Origin of the sequence: Butyricimonas hominis (assembly GCF_014287455.1) — a bacterium.
Classification (GTDB): Bacteria; Bacteroidota; Bacteroidia; order Bacteroidales; family Marinifilaceae; genus Butyricimonas; species Butyricimonas muris.
In genome coordinates this window covers 185,383-207,089 of the sequence record NZ_JACOOH010000002.1, presented here as the reverse complement: position 1 = coordinate 207,089, position 21,707 = coordinate 185,383, and the positions used below count along the sequence as shown (strand labels likewise).

Annotated in this window: 19 protein-coding genes, 2 tRNA genes and 1 pseudogene; 9 read left to right on the top strand and 13 right to left on the bottom strand. The window is 47.0% G+C overall.

From position 1 onward, the window contains the following. Window positions 1–19: 19 nt before the first annotated feature. Both H8S64_RS04405 and H8S64_RS04400 read left to right on the top strand, forming a co-directional pair. Window positions 20–1,528 (top strand): RagB/SusD family nutrient uptake outer membrane protein, encoded by a 1,509-nt coding sequence (locus tag H8S64_RS04405; RefSeq protein ID WP_099292107.1) that lies wholly within the window; start codon window positions 20–22, stop codon window positions 1,526–1,528. Between the two features lie 11 nt (window positions 1,529–1,539). Further along, window positions 1,540–2,328, top strand: a complete 789-nt coding sequence (locus tag H8S64_RS04400; RefSeq protein ID WP_186975139.1) for a hypothetical protein — start codon at window positions 1,540–1,542, stop codon at window positions 2,326–2,328. A gap of 226 nt (window positions 2,329–2,554) precedes the next feature. Here the strand turns inward: H8S64_RS04400 and glmM are convergent, their stop codons facing one another. Then, a complete protein-coding gene (gene glmM, locus H8S64_RS04395) occupies window positions 2,555–3,937 on the bottom strand; it encodes a phosphoglucosamine mutase (protein ID WP_186975138.1) in 1,383 nt (460 codons plus the stop codon). Between the two features lie 163 nt (window positions 3,938–4,100). Continuing rightward, window positions 4,101–4,475: a glycine cleavage system protein GcvH gene (gcvH, locus tag H8S64_RS04390; RefSeq protein WP_186975137.1), complete on the bottom strand. Its 375-nt coding sequence runs from the start codon at window positions 4,473–4,475 to the stop codon at window positions 4,101–4,103. Between the two features lie 299 nt (window positions 4,476–4,774). On the opposite strand from gcvH, the gene H8S64_RS04385 reads away from it, so the two are divergent. Together H8S64_RS04385 and H8S64_RS04380 are read left to right on the top strand one after the other, a co-directional pair. Next, window positions 4,775–4,848 (top strand) — tRNA-Asp (locus H8S64_RS04385). Between the two features lie 28 nt (window positions 4,849–4,876). After that, a tRNA-Asp gene (locus H8S64_RS04380) sits at window positions 4,877–4,950 on the top strand. A gap of 86 nt (window positions 4,951–5,036) precedes the next feature. Here the strand turns inward: H8S64_RS04380 and H8S64_RS04375 are convergent. Continuing rightward, on the bottom strand, window positions 5,037–5,786 hold the full coding sequence (locus tag H8S64_RS04375) for an N-acetyltransferase (RefSeq protein WP_186975136.1): 750 nt from the start codon (window positions 5,784–5,786) through the stop codon (window positions 5,037–5,039). 356 nt (window positions 5,787–6,142) lie between these two features. Between H8S64_RS04375 and H8S64_RS04370 the strand changes: the two genes are divergently transcribed. Next, window positions 6,143–7,204: an NAD(P)H-dependent flavin oxidoreductase gene (locus tag H8S64_RS04370; RefSeq protein ID WP_186975135.1), complete on the top strand. Its 1,062-nt coding sequence runs from the start codon at window positions 6,143–6,145 to the stop codon at window positions 7,202–7,204. 53 nt (window positions 7,205–7,257) lie between these two features. Here H8S64_RS04370 and H8S64_RS04365 read toward each other — a convergent pair whose 3' ends face one another. Beyond that, window positions 7,258–8,034: a hypothetical protein gene (locus H8S64_RS04365; RefSeq protein WP_186975134.1), complete on the bottom strand. Its 777-nt coding sequence runs from the start codon at window positions 8,032–8,034 to the stop codon at window positions 7,258–7,260. A 131-nt stretch (window positions 8,035–8,165) separates the two neighbouring features. Here H8S64_RS04365 and H8S64_RS04360 point away from each other — a divergent pair, with 131 nt between their 5' ends. Beyond that, complete coding sequence (locus tag H8S64_RS04360; protein WP_186975133.1) at window positions 8,166–9,515, top strand: MATE family efflux transporter; 1,350 nt, start codon at window positions 8,166–8,168, stop codon at window positions 9,513–9,515. Continuing rightward, the gene (locus H8S64_RS04355) at window positions 9,512–10,111 is read left to right on the top strand and encodes a Crp/Fnr family transcriptional regulator (RefSeq protein ID WP_186975132.1); all 600 of its coding nucleotides are present in this window, start codon (window positions 9,512–9,514) and stop codon (window positions 10,109–10,111) included. The genes H8S64_RS04360 and H8S64_RS04355 overlap by 4 nt, the downstream gene beginning before the upstream one ends. Here the strand turns inward: H8S64_RS04355 and H8S64_RS04350 are convergent. The 4 genes from H8S64_RS04350 to H8S64_RS04335 form a co-directional block, all read right to left on the bottom strand. Further along, window positions 10,083–10,706, bottom strand: coding sequence for a phosphoglycerate mutase family protein (locus H8S64_RS04350; RefSeq protein WP_186975131.1), 624 nt, complete (start codon window positions 10,704–10,706; stop codon window positions 10,083–10,085). The genes H8S64_RS04355 and H8S64_RS04350 overlap by 29 nt on opposite strands. A 9-nt stretch (window positions 10,707–10,715) precedes the next feature. Next, window positions 10,716–11,138 carry a Fur family transcriptional regulator gene (locus H8S64_RS04345; RefSeq protein ID WP_186975130.1) on the bottom strand — a complete coding sequence of 141 codons (423 nt, stop codon included), beginning with the start codon at window positions 11,136–11,138 and terminating at the stop codon, window positions 10,716–10,718. A 5-nt stretch (window positions 11,139–11,143) separates the two neighbouring features. After that, window positions 11,144–13,015, bottom strand: a complete 1,872-nt coding sequence (locus H8S64_RS04340) for a heavy metal translocating P-type ATPase (protein WP_186975129.1) — start codon at window positions 13,013–13,015, stop codon at window positions 11,144–11,146. Between the two features lie 147 nt (window positions 13,016–13,162). After that, window positions 13,163–13,510 (bottom strand): winged helix-turn-helix transcriptional regulator, encoded by a 348-nt coding sequence (locus H8S64_RS04335; protein ID WP_099292097.1) that lies wholly within the window; start codon window positions 13,508–13,510, stop codon window positions 13,163–13,165. 165 nt (window positions 13,511–13,675) lie between these two features. Here H8S64_RS04335 and H8S64_RS04330 point away from each other — a divergent pair, with 165 nt between their 5' ends. Next, a complete protein-coding gene (locus H8S64_RS04330; protein ID WP_186975128.1) occupies window positions 13,676–14,209 on the top strand; it encodes a DJ-1/PfpI family protein in 534 nt (177 codons plus the stop codon). A gap of 78 nt (window positions 14,210–14,287) precedes the next feature. On the opposite strand, the gene H8S64_RS04325 is transcribed toward H8S64_RS04330, so the two are convergent. The 3 genes from H8S64_RS04325 to H8S64_RS04315 all read right to left on the bottom strand — a co-directional run bounded on the left by H8S64_RS04325 (window position 14,288) and on the right by H8S64_RS04315 (window position 17,068). Beyond that, window positions 14,288–15,325, bottom strand: a complete 1,038-nt coding sequence (locus H8S64_RS04325) for an inorganic phosphate transporter (protein WP_186975127.1) — start codon at window positions 15,323–15,325, stop codon at window positions 14,288–14,290. A gap of 5 nt (window positions 15,326–15,330) precedes the next feature. Next, the gene (locus H8S64_RS04320) at window positions 15,331–15,981 is read right to left on the bottom strand and encodes a DUF47 domain-containing protein (RefSeq protein WP_186975126.1); all 651 of its coding nucleotides are present in this window, start codon (window positions 15,979–15,981) and stop codon (window positions 15,331–15,333) included. 88 nt (window positions 15,982–16,069) lie between these two features. Continuing rightward, entirely contained in the window at window positions 16,070–17,068 is a 999-nt protein-coding gene (locus tag H8S64_RS04315; protein WP_186975125.1) for a 4Fe-4S binding protein, read from the bottom strand. Window positions 17,069–17,201: 133 nt separating this feature from the next. On the opposite strand from H8S64_RS04315, the gene H8S64_RS04310 reads away from it, so the two are divergent. Next, the gene (locus H8S64_RS04310) at window positions 17,202–19,466 is read left to right on the top strand and encodes a monovalent cation:proton antiporter family protein (RefSeq protein ID WP_099292092.1); all 2,265 of its coding nucleotides are present in this window, start codon (window positions 17,202–17,204) and stop codon (window positions 19,464–19,466) included. 72 nt (window positions 19,467–19,538) lie between these two features. Here H8S64_RS04310 and H8S64_RS04305 read toward each other — a convergent pair whose 3' ends face one another. Together H8S64_RS04305 and H8S64_RS04300 are read right to left on the bottom strand one after the other, a co-directional pair. Next, window positions 19,539–20,075: a DUF8439 domain-containing protein gene (locus tag H8S64_RS04305; RefSeq protein WP_186975124.1), complete on the bottom strand. Its 537-nt coding sequence runs from the start codon at window positions 20,073–20,075 to the stop codon at window positions 19,539–19,541. An 89-nt stretch (window positions 20,076–20,164) separates the two neighbouring features. Then, window positions 20,165–21,277, bottom strand: a pseudogene (locus tag H8S64_RS04300) (DNA polymerase III subunit gamma/tau); the annotation flags it as partial. Window positions 21,278–21,707: the final 430 nt, after the last annotated feature.

Sequence of the window (21,707 nt, the reverse complement as noted above, 5' to 3'; positions counted from 1 at the left end):
ATATTAATATAGAGAGATTATGAAAAAAATGATAAAGAAAAGCATATTATTCCTGTCTGTCATCGGATTGTGCTCTTGTAACGACTTTCTCAAGGAGGCCTCCCAAGATGAAGTAATCCCGTCAACCATTGAAGATCTGGATCAATTACTAGCTTACGAGGGATACCCGCGTTACGATCGCCAACTAATGCCTTATCTGGATATTTTAGCCGATGATGCGACTCAATACATCACAAGCAACAACCAAATATCCACTGTAACCAAGTATAGCCCCTTGTATCTCTGGGGAGGTCGCTCTTCAGCAAATAACGAAACGATGTTCGAGGATTACCAGAATCTGCCGAATCCGACGAATGGTACGAAATCTGTCGACGTAGACTCGTACGAACGCTTTTACAAAATGATCGCGGGATGTAATGTCGTGCTGGACATGATCGGTGATGTCGACGGCGAAAGCAATATGAAAAAAAGAGTCGAAGGAGAGGCTCGCGTGCTGCGTTCCTTCTACTACTTTAATCTCGTGAACCTATACGCCTACCCTTACAATGCACCCAACGCACCCGAAGGTAAATCAGCAGGAGTACCGCTAAAATTAACAAGTATTATCGACCAAAACTCTGTCCCCCGTAGTACCGTGGCAGAGGTATACAATCATATCATCTCGGACGTGGAGAAAGGAATCAGCCTATTGACAGAAACCGCTACTAAAGGTTCCAAATTCCGTATTGGTATCAGCACGGCACACCTGTTGGCAAGTCGCTACTATCTTTTCATGGCAAACTGGGAAAAAGCCGCGGAACACGCTACCGCCGTATTCTCCACTCCCGGCAATAATCTTTTATTGCTTGATATAACGACTACCGATTATCCGGAAGCTATCAACAATGGAAATTTTCCTTATCCTTTTACCTTGAACACTTCGGAAATCATGTTCTTTTACGCGAATAGTGCCGAGCATTACGCAGTTGAATCCCTCTATGGATCGACTTGTTTCATGGCATCCGATGAATTACTGAATTGTTACGCAGACGATGACCAACGACTGAAAGCATACTTGACCCCGTACGACAAAGATGCCAATAGAAAAGCATCCTCTAAATTTGCCGGAGAACTGAAATTCGGTGCTTGTTTACGCCTTAGCGAAGCATATCTTAACAGGGCAGAGGCATACGCACACATGGCTAAAGCCGGACAACACGAATACATGGAAAAAGCCATTTCCGACTTGAACACCATCAGAGAGAAACGTATCAAGAATTACACCTCTCAAGTATGGACAAGCAGCACGGTCGACAATAATGCAGACAAATTGATTGAAAAATGCCAAGAAGAACGCCGTCGAGAATTCTGTTTCGAAGGTATGCGCTGGTTTGACATACGCCGCTATGGAATGAAATCTTTCTCGCATTATGTCGATGAATCCGCAAACAGCGGAGACGAATACACGGTTGAAATCGGTACGGCTACCCCCAGATGGGTATTACCTATTATGAAAACTCACAAAGAAAGTAATCCTGCACTAAATTAAAACGAAATATCATGAAAAAAATAAATGCATACATACTGATATTAGGGGCTATATTCCTTTTTACTCTTGATTCTTGCAGTGATGAAGATAATCTGGTGATCCCCGACAAAAAAGAAACCCGATTCGACATCCCGCAAGGAGACCATGATTTTGATAATCAAATAGTGGAATGGTATGCTAAATACGGGACATCTGTATTATACAAATTTACAAATCCGGACCTGAATTATCAAATTATAAAAAATGCAGACTATGATATAAAAGCCGAGGCGGATGAAGAAGGGATTGCAGCAGCAGTACAATTTTTGAAAGAAGACTTTTTTGATTTGTACCCGGATAAAGTAAAAAAAGAATTGTTCCCCTCTAAAATCCTGATGGCAGGGAAATTATACACGAAAGGCAACTATGTACCTTTATGGGATACTATCAGCTATGGTAGCTATTATTTTCAACGGGGAATTATGGTACGAGGAATTGACCATATTACTTTGCCACTCGTGGATAAACAATTCGGACAAAGAATCAGTAAACCCAAATATCGGGAAAGATTGAAAATAGCGATCAATCGCACGTTCATTTTATTCTTAATGCAACCCTTTAATGACATTATGTCTAAAATAGACTACGGCAACATTATAAATACTTGTGCGTCCTATTCCTTGGTTGAAGAAAGCGCTGCCCAAAAAGGAGTAACCAATGCGTATTCTTCCGATAACAAATGGTATAAAGAAGAAGATATGTACAAATTAGGATTTTTGGAATACGGTACGTATTGGTATTTTTGGGAACCATATTACTAGAGTGCTCCGACAGATAAAGTACATGATTTATTCTCGTTTATTGAATTCATCTTCTCTCAAACCAAAAGCGAATTACACGCTAACCCAATTTACGTGAATAACCCGCCAATCCAAAAGAAATGCGACTACCTTATTAAAACTTTTGCCGAATATGGTATTGATTTACATTGTGTAGGCGGAACAGAATAAATATACAAAGGGGAGTCATCGAACTCCCCTTTGTTGTTTAGCACAAACTCTGTGCAACCTTTATCACTTCTTCTGCCAATTGATTGGCGGCAGCTTCATCTTTTGACTCGGAATAAATACGGATAATCGGTTCCGTATTAGACTTCCGCAAGTGTACCCACCCGTCTTTGAAATCAATTTTCACGCCATCAATATCGGTAATCTCTTCCGAAGCGTATTTTTGCTTCAACCCTTCCAAAATCTTATCGACATTCATGTCGGGAGAAAGAGTCAATTTATTCTTGGAGATAAAATATTGGGGGTAGGTAGCCTTCAATGCTGTCATTGTCTTTCCCTCCGCCACGAAATGAGAAAGGAACAGCCCAACACCCACCAAGGCATCACGTCCGTAATGACTTTCCGGGTAAATGACTCCTCCGTTACCCTCACCACCGATCACGGTATGTGTTTCTTTCATTTTGGCGACCACGTTCACTTCCCCAACGGCAGCGGCACTGTAACTCTGCCCGTGAGCCAGCGTCACGTCACGCAACGCACGGGAAGAGGAGAGATTGGATACCGTGTTTCCGGGGGTATGCTTCAACACGTAATCGGCAACAGCAACCAGCGTGTACTCCTCCACGAACATCTCCCCGTTCTCGCAAACCAACGCGAGACGATCCACATCCGGGTCTACCACGATTCCAAGGTCTGCACCACATTCTTTGATCTTTTCCGATATCTGGGTCAGATTCTCCGGTATCGGTTCCGGGTTATGACTGAAATGCCCGGTAGGTTCACAATTCAATTCCACCACTTCTTTCACGCCCAAGGCACGTAACAAAGCGGGAATCACCGTTCCCCCGACCGAATTCACGGCATCTACCACCACTTTCAAGTTAGCTTTGGCAATAGCTTCCGGATTTACTAATTTCAAATCCAGCACATGCCGGATATGGTAGTCCGTGTAATCTTTACAAGTAACCGTTCCCAAATCATCCACCTCGGCATACTCGAACGACTCTTTTTCTGCCATCTGAAGAATTTGTGCCCCATCCTCGGCAGACAAAAATTCACCCCGGTTATTCAACAATTTCAAAGCATTCCATTGTTTCGGGTTATGGCTCGCGGTCAAGATAATTCCCCCGTCTGCCCCTTCAGCCGTCACGGCAATTTCCGTTGTCGGCGTGGTCGCCAACCCGATATTCACCACGTCATGCCCCAAGCCGCACAAAGTGGCTTCCACGAGTTTAGCGTACATATCACCGGAAATACGGGCATCGCGTCCCAACACTATCTTCGCCTTCTCTTTCCCGGCACCGATTTTTAGCCAAGTGGCATACGCGGAAACAAATTTCACGATATCCAACGGAGTGAGATTATCTCCCGGTTGTCCCCCAACCGTGCCGCGAATACCGGATATAGATTTTATTAAAGTCATAACAAGCAATTGAAAATTGAAAATTGAAAATTGAAAATGTCACACATTACCAACTCAACCTTCAACCGTTAAAATCATAAATCATCAAATCACGAAATAAAAAAAGACTGTATCCATTACCCCGAAAGAGATAACGCATACAGTCCTTGTCTTATCAAAAAAATTAGATAGATGCCTTATAAGCGTCAGCGCTCAACAAACCGTCTAATTGTGCTTCGTCATCAACCTTTACTTTGATAATCCAACCTTTTCCATAAGGATCTTTGTTCACGAGGTCAGGTTGATCTTCCAACTCAGAGTTAAATTCCAAAACCTCTCCGGAAATCGGCATATACAGGTCGGAAACTGTCTTTACAGCCTCGATACTTCCAAAAGTATCACCAGCTTCCAGCTCATCACCTTCTGTTTCAACCTCAACAAACACGATATCGCCTAATTGACTTTGTGCATAGTCAGTAATACCAACATATGCTTCTTCACCTTCAACACGAATCCATTCGTGTTCTTTAGTGTACTTTAATTCTGCAGGTACGTTCATTATCTTATAAGTTAATTTAAATTTGACAATTATTATAAGGCACAAATATAAGGAAAAAATTAAACTCCAATCACTGAAACTGAAATTTTAGAGATGATTTATCACTTTTGCATTTAACCATTTCATTCTCAATAAGAATATCCTGTATTCCTTTATCCATAAGCGTTCCGAAACACTCAAACTTTAGTGAAATCGTATTTTTTTTCTATTTTTCGGTATCAAAATGTTGCAGAATAAGAAAAACTACCTATCTTTGCACCGCAATTGAGAACAACAGCGGTTGTTTGATGCAAAAAAAAGGTTCGGTAGTTCAGCTGGTTAGAATACATGCCTGTCACGCATGGGGTCGCGGGTTCGAGTCCCGTCCGGACCGCCTTTTATTATTGAAGAAAAAACTATTTGGTCTGGTAGTTCAGCTGGTTAGAATACATGCCTGTCACGCATGGGGTCGCGGGTTCGAGTCCCGTCCAGACCGCAAAAGTCTGTAAATCATATGATTTACAGACTTTTTGCTTTCAGCTACATGACGATTATCAACGAGGAAAAGCTAAAATGATAATTTCATTTTTTGAGGATTCTCTCCAAATAGCTGACATCCAGCAAATTCACCGTCTCGAAATTTCCTTTATAAAACACTCCCCAGTTATTGAAAACGCAAGGTAATTCCTTTGCTTTTTGCAAGGTATCCACTTGAATTAAAGACACGGGAACGTTGTTCGTTTCACAATATTGTTTTATGAGCTCGATTTTTTGATAGATATAGGGACATTGCATATCGTAATAAATTGTCAGCACGTTGCTTTCAATCTTCTGCTTTTTGGCATTTGGCGCGAACGCCGGTATTGTTCCGTCAAAAGAAAGTGCAAGCAATTCATATCCATCATCGGTAGCATCAACAACCTCGAAGCCGAATTTCTTCGCAAATGATTGGTCGGAAAGCCAAGATTTTTGCTTCTTTGCCCCGAGCATACAAATGCCGGATTTACCTTTCTCTTTGGCATCAGCCAAACAATACTCCATCAGTAATTTTCCATACCCTTTTCCCTTATCACTACCAAGAACCCACAAGCAATAGACGTAATAATAATTGTTTCCAATCACGGGAACCCAAGCCGTTTCAAGAGGAGCGTATTCAATAAAAACCGTAGCCTTCGCGTTCAATTTTCTAAAGACATGACCTTCACTCAGCCTGTCCGAGAGCCATTGTCGTTTGGCGTCAATACCCTGATGGGGCTTTTTACTGCGGATGATGCAGCATAAATGCTCGTTGGTCAGGTTCTCTGTTGTTAAGTTTACAAAATCAGTATTCATGCGCATCTCGCTTCAAATTAGATATTATCAATCAACCAGTTGCAATTGTATCGCTCTACTATCCATGTTATGAAGTTCAAATGTAGTGAATTTATACCGTTTTCCCGTGTACTATCATCAACTTATTTAGCCTAAAGCTAGTATATTTCATAAATTTATTATTACCTTTACACCGTGAACAGTGTAAGTTTATTCTGATCGTTATCGTATGTATTTTTGTCGGACTGGTGACATCCGCTCTTTTTTCATCGTTGAATCAGACCAGTATGACTTTCCTTGTTTTGTTAGTAATAGCCCTAAAAAACTGTCGTGCGGACTGAAAAGGGCACATGTTAAATATCAACGATGTTGTAAAAATGAAATCATTTTTTATTGGTAAATACGAGATCAAGCTGCCTATTATACAGGGTGGTATGGGTGTCGGTGTATCATTGAACAAACTGGCTTCCGCCGTGGCTAACGAAGGCGGAGTCGGAGTTATCTCGGCAGCGGGATTAGGACTCCTTTACCCTCAATTCAAAGGGAATTATCTGGAAAAATGCATTTACGGGCTTAGCGAGGAACTTCGGAAAGCCCGTGAAAAAACATACGGTGTTATCGGCGTGAATATCATGGTAGCCCTTTCCAACTTTTCGGATATGGTGCGGACGGCTATCGCAGAGAAAGCCGACGTTATCTTTGCCGGGGCGGGGCTTCCGTTGAATCTCCCGTCATTCTTGACAAAGGACAGCAAAACCATGCTGGTACCCATCGTATCCTCGGCACGGGCAGCAAAGCTGATTTGCGAGAAATGGCTGACAAATTATAACTATCTCCCCGATGCACTCGTGGTGGAAGGCCCGAAAGCCGGCGGACACTTGGGTTTCAAAAAGGAACAAATTGAGGATGAAAATTACTCTCTCGAACATTTGATCCCGGAAGTAGTGGAAATAGCGAAAAGTTACGCCGAACAGAAAAACATTCCGGTTATTGCCGCCGGGGGTATATCCACCGGAAAAGACATTGCCCGGTTCTTGAAACTCGGCGCCTCGGCAGCACAAATGGGTTCCATCTTCGTACCCACGGAAGAGTGCGATGCCTCCACGGAATTTAAAGAAGTGTACATTCACTCGGATAAAAAAGACGTTCGCATCATTCAAAGTCCGGTAGGAATGCCCGGTCGTGCTTTCGACGGGGAGTTTATCCGGGACGTTGCCGAGGGTAAAAAGAAACCTAAATCCTGTCCTTTCCATTGCATCAAAACTTGCGACTACACCAAAAGCCCTTACTGCATTATCAAGGCGCTTTACAATGCTGCAATCGGAAACCTAAAGGAAGGATACGCTTTCGCCGGTCAGAACGCCTACTTGGCGAATAAGATCAGTAGCGTGAAAGAAGTTATCGCCAAACTAAAGGCGGACCTTTTGGCATTCGGGTAAAAAATTAAAGGTTTAGAGTTTAGAGTGATGAAATTACTTTAAACTCTAAACCTCTACATTTTCTCGTAAGAATACAACAAGTTCCAGAAAGTATCATCCCCTTTATATACTTTAAAGTTATCTCTCTCTTTCTTGATCGTGTAAATGACATCAAAGCGGGAAGTGCCGTCCTTATACACCCGGTACGTATCCCCGGAACGCTCTATCGAGTAAAGAACGTCAAAAACACTTCTCATCCCCCCTTTATACACAGTCCACTTATTATCAGCCACTTCAATCGTGTAAAGCACGTCGAAAACAGTACTTCCTGTCCCGTTATAGATTTTATGTGTCCCTTTCGACATATTCATAATCCGAATCAAATCACTCATCAATTCCCGGTCAAACGAGGGAATTATTCCCGGCCTCCCACCCCTGTCGGAATGCATGAAATCTCTCCCGGATGCCTCTCTCCTGTACTCCCGGAAACCCTCTCTCGTCGTTTCGAACGAGTAAATAATATCCGAATTGAAAGTTGAATCGCCCCGGTACACGGTAAACTTATTGCCGGAATATTTCATCGTGTAAAGGATATCAAACACACTTTTCGTCCCGCCTTTGTACACGGTTCGCTTGTCGCGTTTCACTTCAATCATGTAGAGCACGTCAAAAACGGAACTTCCTTTCCCGTTATAAATCTTGTGCATCCCTTCCGGCAACCTCATGATATATCCAAGGTTACGAAACAACTCCCTATCTTTATCGGGAACACGTCTTCCATGATGCTGTGCCGATACAGCCAAACTCATTGCGAACAACATACAAAACAAAACTATTCTTCTCCTTACCATAAAACAAAACGGTTCAATTATTCAGTACTGAAACAAAGATATGTATTTTCCCCGCTTTTTTACCATAAAGGTAACTTTTCCCAAAGATCATAGCCGTACCTTTGCAGCCGGAAATAAAAAACGAAAAGATTATGATGCAGGACAGTATTGATTTCGGGACGATGAATATTCCCAAGTTATTTCGCAAGATGTTTATTCCCACCTTGTTGGGGATGGTTCTTTCGGCCACGATCACGATTATCGACGGGATATTTGTGGGACGCGGCGTGGGGAGCGACGCGCTCGCGGCGGTAAACATCGTTGCCCCGTTCTTCATGTTGTCGGCGGGTATCGGTCTTATGTTCGGCGTCGGGGCTTCTATCGTCGCATCCATCCACTTGGCACACAACAAGGTGAAAGTTGCCAGTATAAATATCACGCAGGCAATTACCGTATCGTTAAGTATCACGGTTCTGCTGTGCGCCTTGGTCATGCTATTCAGAACAGACATGGCTTACCTGCTCGGCAGTTCCGACCTCTTGCTGCCTCTCGTGTTGGAATACATGAATTGGATCGTGCCTTTCCTTGCCTGTAATATGCTATTGAGCGTGGGATTGTTTGTCATTCGTCTGGACGGTTCCCCGACGTTCGCCATGATGTGTAGTGCCGTTCCCGCGGCGATAAATCTAGTACTGGACTACGTCCTCGTGTTCCCGTTGCAGCTCGGTTTGGCGGGAGCCGCCATCGCTTCGGTAATCTCGGTCGTGGTCGGGAGTATCATGATACTGGTTTACCTGCTTAAATATAACAAGGTATTGTATCTTTACCGCCCAAAATTTTCCCTCAAAAGCATACGCTTGACGATAAGAAATATCGGATACATGATAAAACTGGGCTTCTCGGCATTCCTCAACGAGGCCGCCATTGCCTGCATGATGCTCGTCGGTAACTACGTTTTCATCCATTATCTCGGAGAGGACGGCGTGGCGGCGTATAGCGTTGCCTGCTACTGGTTCCCGATTGTTTTCATGGTAAACAACGCCATCGCGCAATCCACCCAACCGATCATCAGTTACAACTACGGCGCAGGACAATGGATACGGGTGAAGCAGGCATTCCGGCTCTCGTTGAAATTCGCTATCATTTGCGGGGCTCTGGCTTGTCTCGTGACCATCGTGCTATGCCCCGCGGTGGTGTCCCTCTTCCTCGGCAGCACGGGTAACGCGCGGGAAATTGCCATACAGGGCATCCCCTACTTCGCGCTCGGCTTCCTGTTCTTCGCGCTTAACATCGTGTGTATCGGGTATTTCCAGAGCATCGAGAAATTCAAGCAAGCGACGTTCTTTACCGTCCTCCGGGGTATTGTTATCATCACCGTGTGCTTTGTCAGCCTCCCGCTCCTCTGGGGAATAAAAGGGATATGGCTGGCGGTACCGTTCACGGAATTGATTACCTTTGCCATTATCGTATCGTACTATTTACGCCAGCACTTTAAAAGATGAAAGATACCACTTTGCAGATAATAACGAGTCGTTTGTCCGCCACCGAGCATGAAATACGGACACTCTTGGAGAACGCGGAGGAACAAACGTTCTCCCACAAGGATATCATTGTCCACGAGGGGGAATCGAACAGTAACCTTTATATCATCACCCGCGGCGTGTGGCGTGCTTACACGTTCAAGGACGGTTCGGAAGCCACTCTGTGGTTCGCCGGCGAAGGCGAAATCGCTTTCTCCACGTGGGGATACGTGGCAAACATCCCTTCCCGTCTGACCTTGGAAGCCGTGACGGACAGCGAGGCTTATTGCCTGACCAAAGAGAAACTGGAACAATTGTACCGTTCCTCCGTGCAGTTGGCAAATCTCGGGCGAAGGCTTCTTGAAAACTTCATGCTGGAAATCGAAATCTCTTGGCTGGACTCGTATAACCGCACCGCTTTCGAGCGCTACGTGATGCTCCTGCAAAAACAACCGGAAATCATACAGTCCGTTCCCTTGAAGCATATAGCGTCGTACCTTGGTGTCACGGCTCAATCCCTAAGTCGCATCAGGGCTCAGTTAGTCCGGCTCACGGAATCCACTCCACCACTCCCGTGACGGGATGCCGTTTACGCCAGTTCATGAAATCGGTGTACGTGCGGACGCCGTCCCGAAGGACTGCCTGATAATACTCCACGCCCATGATTTTTTCGTCATCGGGAGTTTCGTGTTTCAGCCTCAATATAGTTCCCCGCGTTTCCGGTGTCAGTACTTGAGTGATTCGCTCCGCCATCCGCTCGAAAAAACCGTCATAACGGGAACCACCCAGTATATGAATCATGTCAATCTGCCACTCGTCACCCTCCCGGTCGAGGTAATAAGCGTGCCACTCGATACAGTGCTCGTCGGTATCCAATGAATTGATACATTCCACCCGCCGGATAGCCGGATGCTCTGCCAGCTTCGCCATGGCGGCAAAACTGTCGGCAATCACGACGGGATTGGAATAGACGTGAAAGTCGATATCCAGATGCTTCACCAGTAAACCCGTTTTTACCGATCCTACCAACCGGGGTTCCACTCCCACTGACCGCCAAATAGCCTCGATGCCGGTATCCGCGATAATTTCCTTGGCTCGCCGCAGGTTACGGAGAGCTAAATTTTCGATCGTTTGCCTCGGGCAAGTCGCGGGTTGCAGGTTCTTACTGTCCATAGATATATCTCATTTTTTCAAGGCACAATCTTCACACAAGCCTTTCAGCACGTAATTGATGCTTTCGAGGGTGAAGTTCATCGGTAAATCGACTGTCGGCACGTGTATTTTTCGCAGGCAATAGGTCTTGTGACAATTCCGGCAATAGAAATGGGCGTGCAGGTCGTCGATAGAACAAGTACATTCATTGCTGCACACGGAATACTTCAATGAACCGGAACCGTCGTCAATACAATGAATCAAGTGATGATCCAGAAAAAGATTGATCGTCCGGAATATCGTGGACTTATCTACCGTGTCCAAATCGTTCTCCAGATCAAGCAGGCTGAACGCCCGCGTAAACCGTAACATACCTTTTAATATCAGTAGCCGCATGGCGGTGGGTTTAATTCCCCGCCTTTCCAGTTTATCCAAATATACCGTTTCTTCCATATCCTTTATTTTACCTGTATCCTTATCGCATTGAGAATCGCCAACAGGGCAACCCCGACATCGGCAAAGACTGCCTCCCACATGGTAGCGACCCCGAATGCCCCAAGCACCAGTACTACCAGTTTCACGCCGAATGCCAACGCAATATTCTGCCACACCACGCGGCGGGTAACTTTTCCGATCTTGACGGCGGTTGCAATCTTGCTCGGCTGATCGGTCTGTATCACCACGTCGGCAATCTCTATCGCGGCATCGCTCCCGAGTCCGCCCATGGCAATCCCCACGTCAGCGAGGGCAAGTACCGGGGCATCATTGATCCCGTCACCCGCGAAAGCCACTTTCCTGCCCGGCTCGGCTTTCAACTCTTCCAACCGAGCCACTTTATCTGCCGGGAGTAAATCACCGTAAGCTTTGTCGATACCCAAACTTTTCGCTAATTTAGTAACAATTGCCTGTTTATCTCCCGATAATACCTCAATATTATTAATATTTAAACTTTTTAATGCCGCAACCGCATCTGCCGCATCTTCCTTCGGCGCATCCGCCAACAAGAGATAGCCCGCGTACACGCCGTCCACCGCGCAAACGACTACCGTTTCCGGCACGCTCGCCAAACCCGCAGGATACGTCACCCCGTTCGTGTCCAGCAACCGCGTGTTCCCGACCAACACTTCCCGCCCGTCGACACGGACACTCAACCCGTGACCGGGTAATTCTTTCGCATCCGTCACCGCCAGCGGCTCGATTCCCCGCAACCGGACGTACCGTACGACCGCTTTCGCCACGGGGTGCGTGCTATTTCCCTCTGCCGCCGCCACGATTGCCAGCATCGTGTCCGCCTCGAAACCGTTCCCGGCGTGTGCCTCCCGTACCTCGAACTCACCCCGCGTGAGTGTACCCGTTTTGTCAAACACGACCGTGTTTACCCGCGTGATCGCATCGAGATAGTTTCCCCCTTTGAACAGGATCCCGTGACGGGATGCCGCCCCGATTCCCCCGAAATACCCCAGCGGGATACTCACCACGAGGGCACACGGGCAAGAGATCACCAGAAACACGAGGGCACGATACAGCCAATCGTCAAAGACATAAGCAAATCCCGGTTGCGCCAGCGAATAGATAAAGGGCAACAACACGATCAATACTGCCAACCCCGTCACCACGGGCGTGTACACCCGGGCGAAACGACGGATAAACAACTCCGTCGGTGCTTTCCGTTCCGTGGCATTCTGCACCATTTCCAGCACGCGCGCCAGCTCGCTCCGGTCATAAGGTCGCATCACCCGCACCCGTACCACCCGATCCATGGCGATCATCCCCGCCAACACGGATTCACCTTGCCGGATATCCCGGGGCAAACTCTCGCCTGTCAACGCCGACGTGTTGAATGCCGCCGTTTCGCCCAGCATCACGCCATCGAGCGGCACCCGTTCACCCGCCTTCACCTCCACCGTCTCGCCGACCTGCACGTTTGCCGGGACTTCCGCCACGACACTGCCCCCGCGAACCACCGCCGCCACTTCCGGACGCACGTCAAGCAACGCCTTCACGCGGGAACGGGCACGTTCCACCGCCGCGTCTTGAAACTTCTCCCCGACGGAATAGAACAGCATCACCGCCACTCCCTCCGGGTATTCCCCGATATAAAAAGCCCCGAGTGCCGCCACGCTCATCAACATAAACTCGTTAAAATACTCCCGTTCCCACAGGCAGCCAACAGCTTCCCGCAATACGGGCAAACCTACCGGAAGAAACGCCACCGCATACCACATCGCCCTCACGTGTCCCTCCCCGAACCACGCCGCGTTTCCCCATGTCATCCCGATCCCGCTAACCAACAGGATAAATGACACGATCTCTTTCACGTATTGTTTCATAACCTTTCGTTTTATTGCCGGTAAAGGTACAGAGATAATCTTGCAACCAAATTGCAAAAAAAACAGAACACACGCATTCCCGGCATTACCGTTCACACGCGTGTTCTCCGAGTTGACACTCTGTATCCGCTTGAAGACGCTAATGCGTCAGTGTCCTTCCCTGCTTTCCACGATCTCCGGCATGTGCTGCATCGCCCAATCGACAAGCGTCCGGATATGGGGCATCAAGCTTTCGCCCGTTCTCGTCAGTTGATACTCTACCCGCGGGGGTACTTCGGCGTACACCTTGCGCGACACTAACCCGTCCGCCTCGAGGATACGCAGGGTCACCGTCAGCATTCGCTGCGAGATATCCGCAATAGCGTTGTGAATATCCCGAAAACGCATTGTTCCGTTCGCTTCCAGCGTCACCAGCACCAGCATCGACCATTTGTCCCCCAGACGACTCAACACGTCACGTATAGGACATTTCCCGTTAGCGTGAAAATTTTTCATTTTTTTATCAATATATCCCGTTTAGTATCAACATTACTAACATCCGTGTAACTATCTTATCTCCAAGTACGTTCTTGTTTTTACGAATTAGATAGCATACTTTTGCTATACAAAAGTAATAAACTTACTTAATAGAACTATTGTTTCACGCTAAAAAAATACATTATGGCAAAGAAAGTTGCAGTTTTGGCAGTAAACCCGGTCAACGGGTTCGGTTTATTCCAGTACTTGGAAGCGTTTTTCGAGAACGGGATACCTTATAAAGTATTCGCGGTTGCCGACACGAAAGAGATCAAAACAAACTCCGGTATCACCCTGTTTGCCGACGACGTGATCGCTCACCTCAAGGGACACGAGGATGAATACGACGCACTCGTGTTCGGTTGTGGCGACGCCATGCCCAAGTTCGGCGAGAATGCCGGGAAACCTTACAATCAGGATATGCTCGCCGTCATCAAGGCTTTCGGCGACAAGGGGAAAATTATTATCGGTCACTGTGCCGCAGCCATGATGTTTGATGCCACGGGTATCAGCACCGGCAAGAAAGTGGCAGTCCATCCGCTGGCAAAAGCCACCATACAAAAAGGCATCGCTACCGACGAGAAATTCGAGATCGATGGTAATTTCTACACTGCCCAGACTGAAAACACGATCTGGACGATGATGCCGCAATTGATCGAGAGATTGAAAACGAATTGACCCGATGATTGCCGAATCCCTCATTCTTGAAGTCCCCACACTTGGGGACTTCAAGAATAAAGGTATCAAAAGTCAATTTCAATTGCCCGGCATCGTCATGAACAACCCCATGATCCAGTACACGAGTCCGGACATCACGATGGTCGCGGGGATAGTCAATACCCATGCCGCCACGATATTCGTCGCCGTTGCCCAACGGACGGATGCCACACCTTTCGTGATGCCGACGCCGATAATGGCACCGGTGATGGTATGCGTGGTACTCACGGGAATACCCAGAACTGCCGTTCCCATCAACGTCAACGCACCGGATGTTTCGGCACAGAATCCTTGGACGGGTTTCAACCGTGCCAACCCGTCGCCCAAGGTCTTGATCACTTTCTTTCCCCCGACGATGGTACCCAAGGCGATCACCGAGTAGCAAGTGACGATCAACCACACGGGCACGTGGAACGATCCCGTGTTCTCGTACAGGTATTCACTCACGAAAGTGTTGCTACCTGCCACGCTATAAAGCAAAATAGCGATGATACCCATCGTTTTCTGGGCATCGTTCGCGCCATGTCCCAAACTGAATATAGCGGAAGAGAATAATTGCAATCCTTTGAACAAGCCCTCGACTTTCAACGGGTGTTTGCGTCTGAATATCAACATCGTCAGGCACATCGTGAAAAAACCGAGTATCATACCGATAAGCGGGGAAAGCACGATGAACACTGCAATCTTGATAATCCCGGAAGCCACGAGAGCATCGCTCCCGAAGGTGAACCACACGGGACCGATCAACCCGCCGATCAAGGCATGGGACACGCTGATAGGCATCCCGAAATGAGTACATAACCATACCCAGACGACCGAGCCGATCAAAGCGGCGAAAATCAGGTATTCATTGATCCGGGAGGCTTCCACGATCCCCTCTCCCATCGTGTGCGCCACGCTCACGCCGAAGATAAAAATAGCGGCGAAATTCCAGAACGCCGCCCAAAGCACTGCCATAGTGGGAGAGAATACACGAGTGGCGACGATCGTCGCTATCGAATTTGCCGCATCATTCATCCCGTTCAGGAAGTCGAACAAGAGAGCGATCACGATGGCTAAAAGAACTATTGTCAGCATAACGATCAGGCAAATTTGATGATAATACCCCTCACGATGTCACTCACGTCCTTTGCCCGGTCGGTAGCATCTTCCAGTACCTGTCCTATGTTTTTCAATTTAACCAACTCTATCGCGTCTTTCTCGTTGGCAAACACGTCGCTCATGAATTCTTCATACAGGTTATCCACGTCATGCTCTATCTGCTTGATCCGGACACATTTCTCGTTAATCTCCTGCGGTCTTTTCTGGAGTTGATCCAACTCGTCCATGATTTGCCCCAGAATCCGGGCATCCTCGACGATACATTGCGCCATGGCAACCATCAACTGGTTGACGTTTTTCGGCCGATACATCAATACCCTTTTTGCCGCGTCATGGATAAAATCCAACAAAGTATCCATGCTACTTCCCAGACGGTTGATATCCTCCCGGTCGAAAGGGGTCACGAATGTCTTGTTCAATTCCTCGTAGAGCCGCGCCGTGATAAGGTCACCGCTATGCTCGTAATCTTTGACTTTCTTGTACAAAGTCTTTTGATTTTCAGGTTTCCGCTCTTGCAAAAGTTCAACCAGAAGTTTCGCAGCAGCCTCGATATTAACGGCTTGCTCGATATATAAAGGATAAAACTTTTTTTCCTTTACGACAAATAATTGAAGAAATCGGTCTATTTTCATTTCATTATTGATTAGTACGCAAATGTACAATCCTCCCGCATATTACAGTGTTAAATTATTACAAAAATATCACATTTCCCGCAAACGTTTACACTCGGGCGATCGAAAGGAAACAAGTGAAAAAGACCAGCGTCGTACCTAGCCATAAACGTTCCGCAGCAAGAGGCGAAAGTCCCCAAAAACGATACTCCAAAGCACCGTGGCGACACACGGCGAGGCAATCGCCGCACAACGTGCAATTCACCGCCGGACGCCCCTTGAGGATGCTCTCCCGGGGCAAAGCATCATAGCGGCATACCCGCGAACAAGCCATGCAACGCGTGCAACGGTCGTTTACCCGGAAACGCCACGGGGATATATACTTCAAATAAGACACCAAGGTACCCGCCGGACAATAGGTTGAACAATGCGCAGCTATTTTCCGTCCCCGGGATACAAGCACGATTATCCCGACGCCCGCCACTCCCGCGAAGGCAGCTATTAGCGAGGCATAAATCACGGGAACATGAAATAATCTCAGTCCCAAAGCCACGAGGATAAACGCCGCGAGTACCGTCCAACGGATGCCGGCTCTTGTGCCCGGCTTTATCCCCTGCCGCTTGCCGTTCTTCCCCGCCGCCAGACTGTCCCACGCCCCGAAGTAACACAACTGACTGCACCACGCCCCCCCGGAAAGCAATATCGTGATCAAGAACAAGAAGGGCATAAAGGACATTTCTCCCCGGTAGAATACCCCGACCGGAATCAATCCCGGTATCGGGAAGTGTAACTTGCCGGACATGAGGAAAACGGTATCCGCGAAAATACCCAGAGCCAGTTGAAAGAAAAATACCACGGAAAACAATAACCATATCCGCCGCCGCCAAACGGCACGCTTCGCCCTATCGAACATCTTTAAATAAAGCCACCCGCCGAACAGTGCCGCCAACACGACCTGCAACCAACCACCGCCGGGCAACAGGCGTTCCGCCAGCAATAGCGGCGGTCGCACCATTACCTGCACGAGCGAGAGCAACGCTCCCGTGACCAGCATCGTCACGACGGCACCCGTAACTCCTTCTTTTTTTACATGGTTATTTTTAATCATAACGGGGCAAAGATAATATTTTCGAACCGTAAGCTTTATCCTCGAAATAGAAAATATACAAAAACATGCCGTCATCCCGTATATCCAATCCATAAAAGCATTAACTTTGTCGTCGATAATAATAAACAGCTATATGTCGGGCATTCCTGTTTTAATTTCGGATCTGGCGGTCATTCTTTTTTCTGCAGGACTGATAACCATTATTTTTAAATGGCTAAAACAGCCGGTCGTGTTAGGATATATTATGGCAGGCATCATCGCAGGACCTTACACGTTCGGCGGCCCCATGGTCACAGACTCGGCAAATATCCAAATATGGGCCGATATCGGGGTTATTTTCCTCCTGTTCGCCTTGGGACTCGATTTCAGTTTCAAAAAGCTGATGAATGTCGGCGGTACCGCCATGATTAGCGCCCTCACGATCGTGGGAGCTATGATGATGTTGGGATACTCTGCCGGACTGGCACTCGGCTGGGGGCACATGAACAGCCTCTTCCTCGGGGGTATGCTGTCCATGTCGTCCACGACGATTATTTTCAAGGCTTTCGAGGACATGGGATTACGAGGGCAACGTTTCGCGGGAGTGGTTTTCGGTATCCTCGTCGTGGAAGACCTTTTCGCTGTTGTCTTGATGGTATTGTTGTCCACCTTGGCGGTAAGCAAGCATTTCGAGGGAATGGAAATGGCAAACAGCATACTGAAACTTGTCGCTTTCCTTGTTTTTTGGTCGATCACGGGTATTTTCCTGATACCCACTTTTCTCAAAAAAGCGAAACAGTGGTTGAATGCCGAAACACTGCTCGTCGTGTCGCTAGGTTTATGCCTCGGCATGGTTTTATTGGCAGTTAAGGCGGGTTTCTCTGCGGCATTGGGGGCATTCGTCATGGGTTCGATTCTGGCTGAAACCGTAGAAGCGGAGAATATTGAACACTTGATCAAGCCGGTAAAAGACCTTTTCGGGGCAATATTCTTTGTTTCCGTCGGCATGATGATCGATCCCGCCATGCTGATCGAGTACTGGTTCCCGATCTTGTTGATCACCGTCGTGGTCATGGTGGGACAAATTACCTTTTCCGCTTTCGGAATACTACTTTCCGGTCAGAACTTGAAAATAGCCATCCAGTCCGGTTTTTCGCTCGCGCAAATCGGCGAATTCGCGTTTATCATCGCGTCACTGGGAATGTCGCTGCACGTGACGGACGAATTTCTCTATCCTATCGTTGTTACCGTATCGGTCATTACCACGTTCTTTACCCCCTACATGATCCGGCTATCAGAACCGGCTTACCGGTTCGTGAATAATCATCTGCCCCAAGCATGGATTCGCTTCCTTGACAGGTACAGCACGGGAACAAACACGATACACCATAAAGGGATGTGGACCCGGCTACTGAAGGCCTTATTACGTATCGTGATTACCTACACTATACTCTCTATCTTCACGATCGTCCTTTTCCTGCAATACCTCACGCCGATTATCCGACAGGAATTACCGGGGATACAAGGCGGAATAGTCAGCGCTATTGCCATATTGTTGCTGATTTCCCCGTTTCTCCGTGCCATGATGATGAAGAAAAATCACTCGGAAGAGTTTCAACACCTCTGGAACGACAGTAAATACAACCGGGGACCGCTCGTGTCGCTCATCGTGCTGCGTATAGCCTTGTGTATCGGAATTGTCATGTTCGTGATTTCCAGCCTCGTGAACGTGGCGGCAGGACTTTTATTGCTGATCGCGAGTGCCATTATCCTGTTTTTCATTTATTCCAAACGACTGAAGAAGTATTCTATCCTGCTGGAAAGGCGTTTCCTGCGTAATTTCACGGCACGCCAACAGGAGCAAGAACGCAAATCACCTATCAAACAACGTTTCGTGCAACATTTGCTCAACCGGGATCTTCATTTGGCAGATTTCGAGGTGTCACAATCCTCTCCCAGCGTGGGGAAAACATTAAAAGAATTGAATTTCCGCCAATCCTGCGGGGTAAGCGTGGTAACTATCATCCGCGGCGAGGAACGCATCAATATCCCCGGCGGCGAGGAACGTTTGTACCCGTTTGACCATATCATCGTGGCAGCGACAGATAAAGAGATCGAAGTGTTCCGTAAGTTCGTGGAAGACCGGGTGGAAAAAAGAAAACAGGAACTGGAACAGCAACGCCCGCCCGAAGTCAGTCTGGAACAATTCATGATCGAAGAAAACACCCCGCTGGTAGGGCATTCCATCCGGGAATCCGGCATCCGGGATAAAGCCGCCTGTCTGGTCATCGGTATCGAGCGCAACGGCACGTCCACCATGAATCCCACCCCGGACACCATTTTCGAGGCAGGGGATGTCGTGTGGATCGTGGGCGAAAGGGATAAATTAATCCATTTGGCAGACGGGGAAACAATCTAAATTCCTCCACACAAGCTGACGCTTATTCTGTGATTTAATGCTTTCAGTTCCTGTCATTCTCTAATCACAGAATCACTCTATTTCCAACCCGAAAAGGGCTTTCAATTCACCGACAGCGGGATTAATAGTCACGAAATGTTCAAACTTATCTTTAGAGGTAAACAGACGCTTCTTTTCCTCCCCGTTATTTTTTTCCACGTAGATTTGCACGTTCAGCGTGATATACCCGTTATTCAGTTTCTTCATCAAGAAAGAAAGTAATGCCGGATGTAAATCCATGACTCTGGTCAATAGGAAATCATTATCCACTTCAATCGTAATAACAAATCCCTCCACTTTAGGCGCGTGGGACAAAAGGGCGATCTTCGCCGCCTTATCCTCCTCACCCAAGGTAGCGAGGAATGTTTCCAACGCACCCGACACGTCGGCAAGAGAGAATTCACTTTGAGCCTTCACCCGGTTATCATCAGTTTTTACACTCTGTCTCTCCCGCGGCTCGTTGTGTTTCTCCTTCGTTTCTTCCAATGCCTTTTTCAAATTGAAAGAATGTATATTCTCGGGCTTTCCGCCTGTCTTCGGAGTTACAACGCTGACACGCTTCTCCTCCACGGGTGGCGTCACACTTACATTGTCCCCGTTCGCTTGCTGGAATTTACCGCTAAATCCTTCGATCTTTAATAACCCGGCAAACTCCTCTATACTAAGGCTTTTTTTTTTAGCTCATTAATCTGGCACAATTTAATCAGAGTGAGTTCCACGCACAAGCGTTTCTCCATGCGAATTTTATACTGCATCTCGCATTGCTCGATGACTTTCAAGGCGTCGAAGATGAAATCGGGAGTTACCGTCTGTGCCTGTTGCAGGTAACGCTCTTTGATGGAAGCACTCACTTCCAATAATTGTACTGTTATCGACTCTTTCGCCACTAACAGATCGCGAAAATGTCGACCGAGCCCCGATATCAAGTTTCCGGCATCGAATCCCTTTTCCATGATCTCGTTGAAAAGCAAGAACGTTTCGGCCACCTTCCCGGCATAGAACAAATCGGTTAACCTGAAATAGTAATCGTAATCCAACACGTTCAGATTCTCGATCACTTTATCGTAGGTCAAATTCTTACCGCAGAAACTGACAACCTGATCAAAGATAGAAAGAGCGTCACGCATCGCCCCGTCAGCCTTTTGGGCGATCACGTTCAAAGCCTCCTCCTCGGCCTGTATTCCCTCCTTTGTCGCAATACGCTTCAAATGCTCGATCGTATCGGGCACCTTAATCCGGTTGAAGTCATATATCTGACAACGCGACAATATGGTCGGCAGAATCTTGTGCTTTTCCGTCGTCGCCAGAATAAATATGGCATGGGCGGGCGGTTCTTCCAATGTCTTCAGAAACGCATTGAAAGCCGAGGCACTCAACATATGCACCTCGTCGATAATATACACGCTGTAACGCCCCACCTGCGGCAATATCCGTACTTGGTCTACCAATCCGCGGATATCATCCACGCTATTGTTCGAGGCGGCATCCAGTTCATGTATGTTCAACGAACGCCCGCTGTTAAACGCCCGGCAGGACTCGCATTCGTTGCAGGGTTCCGCGTTGGGTTGCAAATTCATGCAATTAATCGTCTTGGCAAAAATACGGGCACACGTCGTTTTCCCGACACCGCGCGGTCCGCAAAACAAATAAGCCTGTGCCAATTGTTTATTGAGGATAGCGTTTCTCAACGTGGATGTGATCGAGTGTTGCCCTATCACTGTATCGAAACTTGCAGGTCTATATTTACGCGCCGAAACAATATAATTCTCCATGAATAATAACTTTCTATTTACTTATGACTTTCTTTGAACATCGGTCTACAAAATTACAAAGTAAAATGAATTATCACTCTACAAAATCAATTTATTTTTCCTACCGACATCAAACAACTGACATTCCACGATTTATGCCCCCTTCCCCCCGACATGTCAAAATATTTTCAGGTTTCCTCCCGTTTTCGAGAAAAAATTCTAAAACGCTCCATAATATTATTCTTAATATAAATGATAATAACATGTATTTCTGAATTATTAAATTTTATTCAAATACAATTTAAATTCTATTATTTTTCTATTATAATAGGCTTTGAATAGGAGTTGAATGGGAATTGAATAGGAGATACTACAAATCAACTATAAGTATGATACATTATATATAAACACAAATTAACTTATCTTACATGAAACTCTAGAGAAAACAGAG

What these genes read in the sequence shown, in the direction of transcription:
- H8S64_RS04405 (WP_099292107.1), top strand. Translation starts at nt 20, where the DNA reads ATGAAAAAAATGATAAAGAAAAGCATATTATTCCTGTCTGTCATCGGA.
- H8S64_RS04400 (WP_186975139.1), top strand. Translation starts at nt 1,540, where the DNA reads ATGAAAAAAATAAATGCATACATACTGATATTAGGGGCTATATTCCTT.
- glmM (WP_186975138.1), bottom strand. Translation starts at nt 3,937, where the DNA reads ATGACTTTAATAAAATCTATATCCGGTATTCGCGGCACGGTTGGGGGA.
- gcvH (WP_186975137.1), bottom strand. Translation starts at nt 4,475, where the DNA reads ATGAACGTACCTGCAGAATTAAAGTACACTAAAGAACACGAATGGATT.
- H8S64_RS04375 (WP_186975136.1), bottom strand. Translation starts at nt 5,786, where the DNA reads ATGAATACTGATTTTGTAAACTTAACAACAGAGAACCTGACCAACGAG.
- H8S64_RS04370 (WP_186975135.1), top strand. Translation starts at nt 6,143, where the DNA reads ATGAAATCATTTTTTATTGGTAAATACGAGATCAAGCTGCCTATTATA.
- H8S64_RS04365 (WP_186975134.1), bottom strand. Translation starts at nt 8,034, where the DNA reads ATGGTAAGGAGAAGAATAGTTTTGTTTTGTATGTTGTTCGCAATGAGT.
- H8S64_RS04360 (WP_186975133.1), top strand. Translation starts at nt 8,166, where the DNA reads ATGATGCAGGACAGTATTGATTTCGGGACGATGAATATTCCCAAGTTA.
- H8S64_RS04355 (WP_186975132.1), top strand. Translation starts at nt 9,512, where the DNA reads ATGAAAGATACCACTTTGCAGATAATAACGAGTCGTTTGTCCGCCACC.
- H8S64_RS04350 (WP_186975131.1), bottom strand. Translation starts at nt 10,706, where the DNA reads ATGGACAGTAAGAACCTGCAACCCGCGACTTGCCCGAGGCAAACGATC.
- H8S64_RS04345 (WP_186975130.1), bottom strand. Translation starts at nt 11,138, where the DNA reads ATGGAAGAAACGGTATATTTGGATAAACTGGAAAGGCGGGGAATTAAA.
- H8S64_RS04340 (WP_186975129.1), bottom strand. Translation starts at nt 13,015, where the DNA reads ATGAAACAATACGTGAAAGAGATCGTGTCATTTATCCTGTTGGTTAGC.
- H8S64_RS04335 (WP_099292097.1), bottom strand. Translation starts at nt 13,510, where the DNA reads ATGAAAAATTTTCACGCTAACGGGAAATGTCCTATACGTGACGTGTTG.
- H8S64_RS04330 (WP_186975128.1), top strand. Translation starts at nt 13,676, where the DNA reads ATGGCAAAGAAAGTTGCAGTTTTGGCAGTAAACCCGGTCAACGGGTTC.
- H8S64_RS04325 (WP_186975127.1), bottom strand. Translation starts at nt 15,325, where the DNA reads ATGCTGACAATAGTTCTTTTAGCCATCGTGATCGCTCTCTTGTTCGAC.
- H8S64_RS04320 (WP_186975126.1), bottom strand. Translation starts at nt 15,981, where the DNA reads ATGAAAATAGACCGATTTCTTCAATTATTTGTCGTAAAGGAAAAAAAG.
- H8S64_RS04315 (WP_186975125.1), bottom strand. Translation starts at nt 17,068, where the DNA reads ATGATTAAAAATAACCATGTAAAAAAAGAAGGAGTTACGGGTGCCGTC.
- H8S64_RS04310 (WP_099292092.1), top strand. Translation starts at nt 17,202, where the DNA reads ATGTCGGGCATTCCTGTTTTAATTTCGGATCTGGCGGTCATTCTTTTT.